Annotated in this window: 10 protein-coding genes; 4 read left to right on the top strand and 6 right to left on the bottom strand. The window is 56.4% G+C overall.

Annotation, left to right across the window (positions count from 1 at the left end; all coding sequences use genetic code 11):
* Both nagZ and gndA read right to left on the bottom strand, forming a co-directional pair.
* Entirely contained in the window at positions 1–1,017 is a 1,017-nt protein-coding gene (gene nagZ / locus NAC44_RS15150; protein WP_250942086.1) for a beta-N-acetylhexosaminidase, read from the bottom strand.
* 81 nt (positions 1,018–1,098) lie between these two features.
* A complete protein-coding gene (gndA, locus tag NAC44_RS15145; protein ID WP_250942084.1) occupies positions 1,099–2,526 on the bottom strand; it encodes an NADP-dependent phosphogluconate dehydrogenase in 1,428 nt (475 codons plus the stop codon).
* Positions 2,527–2,967: 441 nt separating this feature from the next.
* Between gndA and NAC44_RS15140 the strand changes: the two genes are divergently transcribed.
* Positions 2,968–3,480, top strand: a complete 513-nt coding sequence (locus NAC44_RS15140; RefSeq protein WP_250942082.1) for a hemerythrin domain-containing protein — start codon at positions 2,968–2,970, stop codon at positions 3,478–3,480.
* Positions 3,481–3,554: 74 nt separating this feature from the next.
* Here NAC44_RS15140 and NAC44_RS15135 read toward each other — a convergent pair whose 3' ends face one another.
* Positions 3,555–4,133 carry a HEPN domain-containing protein gene (locus NAC44_RS15135; RefSeq protein ID WP_250942080.1) on the bottom strand — a complete coding sequence of 193 codons (579 nt, stop codon included), beginning with the start codon at positions 4,131–4,133 and terminating at the stop codon, positions 3,555–3,557.
* On the bottom strand, positions 4,123–4,326 hold the full coding sequence (locus NAC44_RS15130; RefSeq protein ID WP_250942078.1) for a hypothetical protein: 204 nt from the start codon (positions 4,324–4,326) through the stop codon (positions 4,123–4,125). Before NAC44_RS15130 ends, NAC44_RS15135 begins: the two co-directional genes overlap by 11 nt.
* 115 nt (positions 4,327–4,441) lie before the next feature.
* Here NAC44_RS15130 and NAC44_RS15125 point away from each other — a divergent pair.
* A protein-coding gene (locus NAC44_RS15125; RefSeq protein WP_250942077.1) for an IS5 family transposase occupies positions 4,442–5,214 on the top strand; the annotation gives its coding sequence in 2 pieces (ribosomal slippage) (positions 4,442–4,768 and positions 4,771–5,214; 771 coding nt in all).
* On the opposite strand, the gene NAC44_RS15120 is transcribed toward NAC44_RS15125, so the two are convergent.
* Both NAC44_RS15120 and uvrB read right to left on the bottom strand, forming a co-directional pair.
* A complete protein-coding gene (locus tag NAC44_RS15120; RefSeq protein ID WP_250942076.1) occupies positions 5,191–6,057 on the bottom strand; it encodes a ParA family protein in 867 nt (288 codons plus the stop codon). The two genes, NAC44_RS15125 and NAC44_RS15120, sit on opposite strands and share 24 nt — an antisense overlap.
* A gap of 113 nt (positions 6,058–6,170) precedes the next feature.
* Entirely contained in the window at positions 6,171–9,104 is a 2,934-nt protein-coding gene (gene uvrB / locus NAC44_RS15115) for an excinuclease ABC subunit UvrB (protein WP_250942075.1), read from the bottom strand.
* Positions 9,105–9,294: 190 nt separating this feature from the next.
* On the opposite strand from uvrB, the gene NAC44_RS15110 reads away from it, so the two are divergent.
* Together NAC44_RS15110 and ilvA are read left to right on the top strand one after the other, a co-directional pair.
* Positions 9,295–10,530, top strand: coding sequence for an MFS transporter (locus tag NAC44_RS15110; protein WP_250942074.1), 1,236 nt, complete (start codon positions 9,295–9,297; stop codon positions 10,528–10,530).
* 90 nt (positions 10,531–10,620) lie between these two features.
* Positions 10,621–11,880 (top strand): threonine ammonia-lyase, encoded by a 1,260-nt coding sequence (gene ilvA, locus NAC44_RS15105; protein ID WP_250942329.1) that lies wholly within the window; start codon positions 10,621–10,623, stop codon positions 11,878–11,880.
* Positions 11,881–11,886 lie beyond the last annotated feature (6 nt).

Raw genomic sequence — 11,886 nt, 5'->3', positions numbered from 1 at the left:
TTAACCCGTCGCCATCAGGGCGGCAAATTCGTCACGCAGCGCCGCCTCGTCACCAGCCTCGCCGGGACCGAAAGCGGCTTCCACCGCCTGCGCCCGCGCAAGACTTGCGCCAGCCAGCACCGGCACTTCCTTTGCCAGCGCCACCATATCCTCCATGATGCCGTGGCAATGCAGCAGCACGTCATTGCCCGCCGCCATCACCGCTTTCGCCCGCTCGGTCATCGTGCCTTTCAGCGCGTTCATGGAGATATCGTCATTCATCAGCAGCCCACCAAAACCGATCAGGCCGCGAATGACCTCATCGATCATCACGTTCGAGGTCGAGGCAGGAGAGGCCGGATCGAAGGCGGAATAGACGACATGGGCGGTCATTGCCATCAGTTCGCTATTCAGCTTTTGAAAGGGCGGAAAGTCATGCGCCATCAGCGCCTCGCGCGATGCATCGACCACCGGCAGTTCATGATGGGAATCGGCCATGCCGCGTCCATGGCCGGGAATGTGCTTCAACACCGGCAGCACGCCGCCCGCCTTCAAGCCCGCCGCAGCCGCAGCTCCAATCGCCGCCACCGTTTGCGGATCGAAACCATAGGCCCGGCTGCCGATGACATTGCTGGCGCCTTCCACCGGCACATCCAGCACCGGCAGGCAATCGACATTGATGCCGTATCGCATCAGATCGAAGGCATGCAGCCGCGACATCACCCAGGCGGCGCGAAGCCCCTTTTCCTGATCCCGGCGATAAAGATTGCCGATCTCCTCGCCGGAGGGATAGCGCGGACACATCGGCTCGCGAATGCGCTGCACCCGCCCGCCTTCCTGATCGATCAGCACAGGTGCGTTGCGCCCGCCGACCGTTTCGCGCATCGATGCCACCAGATCGGCAATCTGGCTGGCATCGAGACAATTGCGGGCAAAGAGAATGAAGCCCCAAGGCTGCTGGTCCTTGAAGAAGGCCACCTCGTCGGCGGTGAGAACCGGGCCGGATGAGCCCAAAATCATGGCTTTTGTCTCTGTCATTCTCAACAAGTGCCATGGAATTGAAAAAGCCGGTAGGGTTCTACCGGCTTCTATACACAACAAACTGGATCATCGTGGCGATCAATAGATCGCCGCACCGCTGCCCCAGGGGCCGTGATGATAATCCTTGCCATCGACGCGGTCGAAACCATGGGCGCCGAAGAAATCGCGCTGCGCCTGAATGAGATTGGCGGTGCCGCGACCCCGGCGATAGGTGTCGAAATAGGAAAGCGCCGAGGAAAGCGCCGGAATCGGCAGGCCGGAGAGCGCCGCATGGGAGACCACCCGGCGCAGAGCGCCGTCGGTTTCCTTGACCATCTCGGAAAAGGCGGGCGTGACGATCAGGTTGGCGACATGCGGGTCCTTGGTGAAAGCGGAGGTGATTTCATCGAGGAACTGCGAGCGGATGATGCAGCCGGCGCGCCAGATCTTGGCAATCACCGGCATGGGCAGCGACCAGCCGAACTCTTTCGAAGCCGCCGCCATTACGGCAAAGCCCTGCGCATAGGCCGCAATCTTGGCCGCCAGCAGCGCGCTTTCCAGATCGGCGATCAAAGCTTTTTTGTCGGAAACGGAGTGTGCTTTCGGCAGGCCGAAGAGCTTTTCCGCCGCCTCCCGCTCCTGCTTCTGCGAGGAGAGCACGCGGCCCGCCACAGCCGCTTCGATGCCGGTGGCAGCAACGCCGAGGTTTTGCGCCTCGATGACCGACCATTTGCCGGTGCCTTTCTGGCCTGCGGCGTCGAGGATCATGTCAACCATCGGCGCGCCGGTGATCGGGTCTGCCGCGCCCAGCACCTTTTCGGTGATTTCGATCAGATAGGAGTTGAGGCGACCCTTGTTCCAGCCGGCAACCACCTCGGCAATCTCACCCGCCGACAGCCCGAGCCCGTCGCGCAGGATTCCGTAAATTTCGGCAATCATCTGCATATCGGCATATTCGATGCCGTTATGGATGGTCTTGACGAAGTGGCCCGCGCCATCGGTGCCGAGCCAGGCCACGCAAGGATCACCGTTGAACTTGGCGGAAATCGAGGTCAGCACCTTTTCCACCCGCTTCCAGCTGTCTTCCGTGCCGCCGACCATGATCGAAGGCCCATGCCGTGCGCCCTCTTCGCCGCCGGAAACGCCCATGCCGATAAAGGTCAGGCCGGAATCCTTCAGCGCGTCGAAACGGCGGATCGTATCGTGGAAATTGGCATTGCCCGCATCGATCATGATGTCATTGGCGGCAAGATGCGGCTTGAGCAGCTCCATCTGCTGATCGACGGGATCGCCCGCCTTGATCATGATGATGATCGGACGGGGCGGCCGGATGGCGGCGACAAATTCCTCGATCGTGTCGCAACCGATGATGTTGCCGGCCAGATCGCCCGCCTCGCCGAGAAATTCATGGGTGCGCTCATGGGTCCGGTTGTAGACCGCAATGCGATTGCCTTTCTCGGCAATGTTGAGCGCGAGGTTGGACCCCATCACGCCAAGACCGATCAGTCCGATTTCCGCCTGTTGCATGGAAAGCTCCACTTCATGCTGATCACAATTCGATGCTGCATAATTGCGCAAATCAAACGCGATTTGAACAATGATGCAGCAAAGTTTCATCCGCGTGCACACACGATATGCGCCACGTTGCCATCATCTTTTGTCACTCCTTGCCGTCCCCTGCAAGGTTGAAAGACGTCAAGGCCCGACAAGGGGCGCGGTGCTGAACACATCGATGAGGTAGATCAGCCCCGCGCAAAAGCAAGCAGCTGCCTGCGGCAAAACCATTGATCTGGATCAATGCCACCTTTGCCGTAGCTGCCATTATGAACCACTGCATTGGAAAGCGCCGGGCGGAGAGATGGTTCCGACGCATTTTTTCAATCTGTCCGCCAGACGACCGACCGCAACGCGCATCGCAAGACCGCGCCTCACCATAAACCGACAGGCCGCGGCTTGACGGAGAGCAGAATGACGAAAAGCACCGATACCGAGCTGAAACCTGCCTCACTCCTGCCCTTTTCCCGCGAGGCCGCGCCGCTGCCGCCCTGCGACACCAGCGTGGAATGGCTGAAACGCGCCCATACGGAACAACTGGCGCTGTGCAACGAACTCGAAGACATCGCCGACTCGCTGCCCGCCAACATCAACCGGCAGAAATGCATCTATGCGGCCAAGGCGCTGACACCCCTGATCCGTGGCGTGCATCATTATGAGGAGAGCATCCTGTTTCCCTGGCTGGAACGGCAGAGCGAAAACCGCCCGCACTTGGCCGAAACCCTGAACCGGCTGAAATTCGAACATTGCGAAGACGAATGTTTTGCCGAGGAACTGACCGATTCCCTGCTGAAACTGGCCAGCAAGGACGACGTCAATGTCGAAGCCATCGGCTATATGCTGCGCGGCTTCTTCGAAGGCCTGCGCCGCCACATCGCCTTTGAACGCGAGCACCTGCTGCGCAATCTTGGCGAGATCGGGCCGTAATCGCGATACCAATAAGTTAAGAACTTATTGTTTAATATATTTAAATCTACAATAAATAAAAAAGAGAAAAATGATCAATCATAAATATTTCTAAGAACATAAATTGCACGATCACCAGTAACACTAAGGAAATCTATAGCATCAGAGACATCATCAGAATATATAGGCCAATTTTTAAAAACAAGATTGCTAGGAATTAGATCTCCTTCATGGGCTATCCTGTTGCGCCATTTCCATATATCATCTAGCTTTTTGGTTGTAATTTTAGAATCAATACCCCCAAATTTTGCCATTTCAGTCCAAATATCAATCTGGACAGTTTTAAAAGCATCTTTGATATTTTTAGAACTTACGAAAGATTTGTAGGCATTCTTCCTACGAATAATTTGATCAACAACTTTTTCAATATCAATTCCATCAATCTGTATTTCAGCTAAAGAAACCTCTAATTGCAGCGGCTTACCATTTGCCAAATGTTGAATAGATACAATACGTATCAACTCATGCATCAAAAAATCAAAGGCACCAACGCCTAGAAGAAGAGCCCCACGCAAAAGTGGCGATCTATGAATAGATTCATCAGAAATACTTAAAACACTAGACGCATCTCGAATAGCTTGATGAAATGCTAGCTCACAAAAATTATATATCATTCAATATAAAATCCGATAAAATGATTATCTTTTTCGCTCCTTGACTATATATATTATCAAAGTTTTCGACACTAGCCAGTTGATTGTTCGCGACAGAACCAGAATTTTTAATTTCTTCTCTTGTTAAAGAAAATACAGGCTTAGACAAATCTTGAGATATTGCTATCAAACTATTAAAGTCTGGAACTTCCATTATAAATTTCTCTGGAGGACTAGACGCAAATACGTATTTATCTAGGCAGTGTCCCCATAAACGGGGTTCATCTTGGCGGCGGTGTGTGATTCAATCTCCGTGAAAGGAGAATGCCATGCGCCGTCACGAATTGAGCGACGAAGAATGGGATGTCATTGCACCGCTTCTGCCAACCAATACCCGTGGAATTGAACGTGTTGACGACCGCCGAGTGATCAACGGCATCCTGTGGCGTTTCAGAACCGGTTCGTCTTGGCGAGATGTGCCGGAGCGTTATGGCCCGCGCACGACGCTTTACAATCGGTTTTCCCGCTGGCGCAAAGCAGGTGTTTGGGATCGCCTTCTCGACGCTGTTTCAAAGCGTTATGATGGAGACATCGTGATGATCGACAGTTCTTGTGTCCGCGTTCACCAACATGGTGCCAACGCAAAAAAGGGGGATCTGCAGATCCTTGCATGGGACGTTCGCGCGGCGGCCTGACGACAAAAATCCATGCTCTTGTCGATGCTGATGGCTTGCCGGTTCGTCTGGAGTTAACCGCAGGTCAGGCGGCCGATGCTCCTATGGCTGAAAAGTTGCTGAGCGACGTTCAGCCCGGAACAACGATCCTTGCCGACAAGGCATATGACACCGATGCCATTCGTAACTTCGCCAAGCAACGCAAATGCTGGGCGAATATCCCAGCCAAAAGCAATCGAAAGAAGACATTCAGCTTCAGCCGCTGGGTCTACCGTCAGCGCAATCTCGTGGAGCGGTTCTTCAACCGCATCAAGCAGATGCGTGGCCTCGCGACGCGATACGACCGGCGCGCTGATAATTATCTCGCCGCCCTCAAACTTGCGGCGGCGAGGATATGGATTGCCTCAGCTAATGAGTCCGTGGCCTAACTCAAGCGTTAATCCAGCATCTTTTAGACTCTGAATCAAAGGGCCACTCATAATATCAGCCAAATCATCGAACCACTTTTGGAAAGCGCGTGTTGGCTTCACCTCCGTTTGACCGTCTCTTGATCTTCTTCTGTAGTTCTGAACAATAGAACCTATATATTTGGGCAGTTTTTGCTTCCAAGGATAGTCTGCGCCACGTAATATCTGATGTGATCCAGCTGATTTTGACCATTGAGCCCAGTTGGGAAGCGTTGAACTAAGAGAGCGCAAGGCCATTCCTGAAAAAAAGTCAGGAGCCATTGGAATTATAAAACCATCACTACTCATAAGTAGATTTTGGTTTAAGGAACCAAGGCTCGGGCTAAGATCTATTAATACAATATCAATATCATTATGTTTCGCAGCAAGATTTATGGCATGACTAAGTGCACCAGGAATATTTTGGAAATTTGTGAGAGATCCAGATAGTTCGTGGGCTATAGATAACCTTCCCTCGTACTCACTAAGCCCAACATGACCAGGTAAAAGATAGAGATTTTCCCGTCCTTCAACAGTTTGCACCTCAGGCGTTGCTATTGGCCTAGGACGACCGTCAAATGCTGGCGCTACAGCATCTCGTATGTTTTTCGGTTTACTTTGATCGTCTGAATTAAATGGATACTCATCCTGATGCGAATATTCTAGAACAAGACCAGTAAGATTACATTGCGGATCACAGTCGACAAGGAGAACCCTTCGGCCCAATTCAGCAAGTTTCCATCCAATATTAAAGGTGGAAGTCGTTTTGGATACACCACCTTTATGATTAAATAACGCTATTTTTATATGCTTTTTCGGCTTCATAAGAACCCCTTAATAACAATCAGTAATTGCATACACAAAAACATTTAAGAAGGCAACACTGCAAAAAAGCTACACTCTTGATTGCACAGCGTACAACAAAAAATAATCACATATCACCGCCCCGGCCTCCCCGTTTTCCCCTTCGTCCGCCCCTTGCGCTTCTGCTCCGTCGGGTCTTCGTAAGAGCCGACGCCGGTCTTGCCGCGGACGAGCGGGCGGGGATCGTCCGGGGACAGGCGTTCTGCCTGGCCTTCGAGAAGCGGGCCTTTTCGGCCGGACGAGGTTTCGGGCTTTTCCGGCAGTTTGCCGGGCACGGGTTTTTCCGTGCGACCGACGGTCATTTCGTCGAGGGTGTTTTTGCGGAAGAGGCCGGGTTTTGCATCCGCGCCCTCATCCGATCCCCTGCCGTTTGCCGCTCTGCTTCCTTGGGGCTGGCCCGAGGATGACATGCCGTCCACGGCATCGGCGGCGCTCGATCCGCGATCGACCGATTGTTTCGACCAATCCTCGCCTTCCATCGTTTCCAGTTCGATGGCTTTGAGCCGTTTGATTTCGTCGCGCAGCCGGGCGGCCAGTTCGAAATCGAGATCGGCGGCGGCGTCGCGCATCTGTTTTTCCAGCGCGTTGAGGTGGCTTTGCAGATTGTTGCCCACCAGATGGCCACCGGCGGCAAAACCCTTGCCGCTCGCGCCGGAAATGTCGGCGCGGACGTGGTCGCGCTCATAGACCGAATCCAGAATATCGGAAATCTTCGCCTTGACCGATTCCGGCGTGATGCCATGCTCTTCGTTATAGGCCACCTGCTTTTCGCGGCGGCGGGCGGTTTCATCCATGGCGCGCTGCATCGAGCCGGTGATCTGGTCGGCATAGAGAATGACCTTGCCATCCACGTTGCGCGCGGCGCGGCCAATGGTCTGGATCAGCGAGGTTTCCGAGCGCAGGAAACCCTCCTTGTCGGCATCGAGAATGGCAACGAAGCCGCATTCGGGAATATCCAGCCCCTCGCGCAGCAGGTTGATGCCCACCAGCACGTCAAAAGCGCCCAGCCGCAGGTCGCGGATGATTTCGATGCGTTCCAGCGTGTCGATATCCGAGTGCATATAGCGCACCCGCACGCCCTGTTCGTGCAGATATTCCGTCAGGTCTTCCGCCATGCGCTTGGTCAGCACCGTGACCAACGTGCGATAGCCCTTCTTGCTGGTCTCGCGAATTTCGCCCAGCACATCATCCACCTGCGTCTTGGCGCTGCGCACTTCCACCGGCGGATCGATCAGGCCCGTGGGACGGATGACCTGTTCGGCAAAGACGCCGCCTGCGGCTTCCATTTCCCAATTGCCCGGCGTGGCGGAGACGGCAACCGTCTGCGGGCGCATGGCGTCCCATTCCTCAAAGCGCAAGGGGCGGTTGTCCATGCAGGACGGCAGGCGGAAGCCGTATTCCGCCAGCGTCGCCTTGCGCCGGAAGTCGCCGCGATACATGCCGCCGATCTGCGGAATGGTCACGTGCGATTCATCGATGAAGATCAGCGCATTGTCCGGGATATATTCAAACAGCGTCGGCGGCGGCTCGCCCGGTTTGCGCCCGGTGAGATAGCGCGAATAGTTTTCGATCCCGGCGCAGGAGCCGGTGGCCTCCAGCATTTCCAGATCGTATTTCGTCCGCTGCTCCAGCCTTTGCGCTTCCAGCAGACGCCCTGCCCGCTCCAGCTCCGCCAGCCGATGTTTCAGCTCGTCCTTGATCGACCGGATCGCGCCGTTCAGCGTCGGGCGCGGCGTGACATAGTGCGAATTGGCGTAGATTTTCACCGTCTTCATATCGCCGGTCTTGTGGCCGGTCAGCGGATCGAATTCGGTGATCGCCTCGATCTCGTCGCCCCAGAGCGTGATGCGCCAGGCGGCATCCTCAAGGTGGGCGGGGAAGATTTCAATCGTATCGCCACGCACCCGGAAGGAGCCGCGGACGAAATTGATATCCTGCCGCTTGTATTGCTGCGCCACCAGATCGGCCAGCAATTGCCGCTGGTCCAGCCGGTCGCCCACCGACATCTGGAAGGTCATGGCGGTGTAGGTTTCCACCGAGCCGATACCGTAAATGCACGAGACCGAGGCGACGATGATGCAATCATCCCGCTCCAGAATGGCGCGGGTGGCGGCATGGCGCATGCGGTCGATCTGCTCGTTGATCGAGCTTTCCTTCTCGATATAGGTGTCGGAGCGCGGCACATAGGCTTCCGGCTGGTAATAATCGTAGTAGGAGACGAAATATTCCACCGCATTGTCGGGGAAGAAATTCTTGAACTCCGAATAAAGCTGCGCCGCCAGCGTCTTGTTCGGCGCAAGAATCACAGCGGGTCGCTGCGTTGCCTCAATCACCTTGGCCATGGTGAAGGTCTTGCCCGAGCCGGTGACGCCGAGCAGAACCTGCGACCGTTCGCCATTGTTCAGCCCCTCGACCAGATCGGCAATCGCCGTCGGCTGATCACCAGCGGGCTTGTATTCCGACGCCATGCGGATGGCGATGCCGCCTTCGGATTTCTCCGGCCGCGCCGGGCGATGCGGCGTCCATATCTGGCCGTTCTTGAACAGCGGATTGCCGGATTCGATCAGTTTTGTCAGCGCATCCACCGTGGCGGTCACGCCGTTTTGCGCCAGCTTGCCCGCCTCTTCCAGACTGACATCCATGCCCGCCACCGGATTGAGACCGGCAGCCGCGCGGGTTTTCGGGTCAGATGACGCACCGATGGAAACGCCCCGCGATGTTTTGGAAGATGTTGTTTTTGGCGTAGCTGTTGCGCTTTCGGCCTTCTTCCGCGCCTCGATCTCGATCTTCTTACGATGTTTGCCTGCTTTCGAGGCAATCTCGCGCTGGGTCTCAATGCCGGACGATTCCGCCTCCGCCTCAAGCTGGCGCACCCAGTCGGCGACACTGCCGCTCAACGGCGCGCCCTCGAAGGCAGCCTGCGGCGCTTCGGCAAAGCCGCCGTGCGCGTCCTCGGCATCCTGATCCGGCAAAGACGGTGAAGGGGATTTTTTCGATGATCTGGCCATGACGCTAATATGGACAAGACCGGCGGCAAAGAAAAGTGCATCGACAGACAATCAGAACAAAAAAGCAACAAGATAAACCATTGATTGCGTAAACTATATAATACACCAATCACAAAAATGTCATGACCGCAAGCGGAACAATGCGAGCTATCAATATTTATCGAGGAGAGCCGACAGAGGAGGAGATCTCATGGCCTTTCTTGCCCCCTTGCGCCAGTTGAATCGGCAGCAGCGCAACACCGTCATCGCCAGCTTTCTTGGCTGGACGCTGGATGCCTTTGACTTTTTCATCCTCGTCTTCGTGATCAAGCATATCGCGGCGGAATTTCAGGTCAGCATTCCCGCCGTGGCAACCGCGATTTTCCTCACTCTGGCCATGCGACCGCTCGGCGCGCTGCTCTTCGGGCTTGCCTCAGAACGCTTCGGCCGCCGTCGTACCCTGATGGCCGATGTGCTGCTCTATTCGGTCTTCGAGCTGCTCTCCGGCTTTTCGACAGGCCTAACGATGTTCATCGTGCTGCGCATGCTGTACGGCATCGCCATGGGCGGCGAATGGGGCGTCGGTGCATCGCTGACCATGGAAACCATTCCGAAAGAGGCGCGCGGACTGATTTCCGGCCTGCTGCAGGCGGGCTACCCCACCGGCTATCTTCTGGCTTCGCTGGTGTTCTTCTTCCTGTTTCCGATTGTCGGCTGGCGCGGCATGTTCTTCGTCGGCGCTCTGCCTGCGCTGCTGGTGCTCTATATCCGCCGCAATGTTGAGGAATCCCCCGCTTTTGTCGCCCGCAAGGCGCGCGGCGATTCGCAACCTTTCCTGAAAGTGTTGAAAGGCAACCTGCCGCTGTTCATCTGGGCGGTGCTGCTGATGACCGCCTTCAACTTCCTCAGCCACGGCACGCAGGATATCTATCCCACCTTCCTCGAAGTGCAGCGTGGCTATGACAACCACACCGTCGGGGCCATCGCCATTGTCTATAACATAGGCGCAATCCTTGGCGGTCTCTGCTTCGGCGCACTGTCGCAGAAGCTTGGCCGTCGCCGCGCCATTGTGCTCGCCGCGCTGCTGGTCATTCCCGCCAGCTGGCTCTGGGCCTATGCACCGACGCCGACCCTGCTGGCCATCGGCGCCTTCATCATGCAGTTCTTCGTCCAGGGTGCCTGGGGTGTCGTGCCGGTGCATCTGAACGAGCTGTCGCCGGACGAGGTGCGCGGCACCTTCCCCGGCTTCGTCTATCAGATCGGCAATCTGCTCGCCTCCGGCAATGCCTCGCTGCAAACCGGGCTCGCCGCCGGATGGAACAATGATTATGCACTGGCGCTGGTCATCGTTGCCGTCACCGTGGCTGTCGCCGTGGCGGTTCTGGCCGGCTTCGGCTATGAAAAGCGCAATGTCGCCTTCGCCGATAGCCATCCTAACCCCTCTTAAAATTCAGGACACGGCGCTTTCCGTTTGACATTGGGGATGGGGTGGTTTCATTGCCATTCCATCCCAAGGCTGCAAAAGCAAAGCATGACGATGAAAACCCTTGAAACATCCGGCGTCGACCGCGCCATGGCCTCGCTCCGTTCGCTTTTCGAGCCGACGCCGCTGCAACTCAACCTGCATCTGAGCGCGCTTTACAACGCCCGCATCTATCTGAAGCGCGAGGATCTGACGCCGGTGCGCTCCTACAAGGTGCGCGGTGCGTTCAACTTCTTTTCCAAGGTCATCGGCGGCGGGCCAAGCACGAAAACCTTCGTCTGCGCCTCGGCCGGCAATCATGCCCAGGGCTTTGCCTTTGCCTGCCAGCATTTCGGCGTCAAGGGCATGGTGTTCATGCCGGTGACGACACCGCAGCAGAAGATCGACAAGACCCGCAAATTCGGCGGCGACTTCATCACCATCCGGCTCGTCGGCGATATTTTCGACCAGTGCTACAAGGCCGCACAGGATTTCGTCACCGAGACCGGCGGCACCATGGTGCCCCCCTTCGACCATGCCGACATCATCGAGGGTCAGGCAACCGTGGCGGCGGAAATTGCCGCGCAACTGCCGGAAGGAGAAACCATCGACCGTCTGGTCATGCCGGTCGGTGGCGGCGGCTTGAGCGCCGGGATCACCGGCTATTTTGCCGATGCCCTGCCCGCATCCGCGTTTCTCTTCTGCGAACCGGAAGGCGCGCCGAGCCTGAAGCGCGCCTTGGAGGCAGGCCATGTCGTCACCCTGCCCAAGGTGGACAATTTCGTCGATGGCGCGGCGGTGGCCCGCATCGGCGAGGCCAATTTCGCTGCCCTGAAGCGCTTTTCCAGCGATCAGGTGATGCTGGTGCCGGAAAACGCCATTTGCGGCACGATCATCGACATGCTGAATGTCGAGGGCGTGGTGCTGGAACCGGCAGGCGCTCTGGCCATTGCCGCTCTTGGGCTTCTGCCGCGCGAGGCGATTGCCGGGCAGACCATCGTTCTCGTCGTCTCCGGCGGCAATTTCGATTTCGAGCGTCTGCCGGATGTCAAGGAGCGGGCCATGCGCTATGCGGGATTGAAGAAATATTTCATCCTGCGCCTGCCGCAACGCCCCGGCGCGCTGCGCGATTTCCTCAATCTGCTCGGTCCCGATGACGATATCGCCCGGTTTGAATATCTGAAGAAATCGGCGCGCAATTTCGGCTCGATCCTGATCGGCATCGAAACCACGGCGCGGGAGAATTTCACCGGCCTGATCCAGCGCTTCGATGAAAACGGTCTGGGCTTTGAGGATATTACCGAAAATGATATCCTTGCCAATCTGATCATCTGAGATCGC

The sequence above is a fragment of the Allorhizobium sonneratiae genome, from assembly GCF_023700755.1.
GTDB classification, from domain to species: Bacteria; Pseudomonadota; Alphaproteobacteria; order Rhizobiales; family Rhizobiaceae; genus Allorhizobium; species Allorhizobium sonneratiae.
This window is presented reverse-complemented; position numbering and strand designations above follow the sequence as displayed.

Bases quoted from the DNA above. Each gene is read 5' to 3' on its own strand.
- uvrB (WP_250942075.1), bottom strand. From the start codon at position 9,104: ATGGCCAGATCATCGAAAAAATCCCCTTCACCGTCTTTGCCGGATCAG.
- NAC44_RS15140 (WP_250942082.1), top strand. From the start codon at position 2,968: ATGACGAAAAGCACCGATACCGAGCTGAAACCTGCCTCACTCCTGCCC.
- ilvA (WP_250942329.1), top strand. From the start codon at position 10,621: ATGAAAACCCTTGAAACATCCGGCGTCGACCGCGCCATGGCCTCGCTC.
- nagZ (WP_250942086.1), bottom strand. From the start codon at position 1,017: ATGACAGAGACAAAAGCCATGATTTTGGGCTCATCCGGCCCGGTTCTC.
- NAC44_RS15130 (WP_250942078.1), bottom strand. From the start codon at position 4,326: ATGGAAGTTCCAGACTTTAATAGTTTGATAGCAATATCTCAAGATTTG.
- NAC44_RS15110 (WP_250942074.1), top strand. From the start codon at position 9,295: ATGGCCTTTCTTGCCCCCTTGCGCCAGTTGAATCGGCAGCAGCGCAAC.
- NAC44_RS15135 (WP_250942080.1), bottom strand. From the start codon at position 4,133: ATGATATATAATTTTTGTGAGCTAGCATTTCATCAAGCTATTCGAGAT.
- NAC44_RS15120 (WP_250942076.1), bottom strand. From the start codon at position 6,057: ATGAAGCCGAAAAAGCATATAAAAATAGCGTTATTTAATCATAAAGGT.
- gndA (WP_250942084.1), bottom strand. From the start codon at position 2,526: ATGCAACAGGCGGAAATCGGACTGATCGGTCTTGGCGTGATGGGGTCC.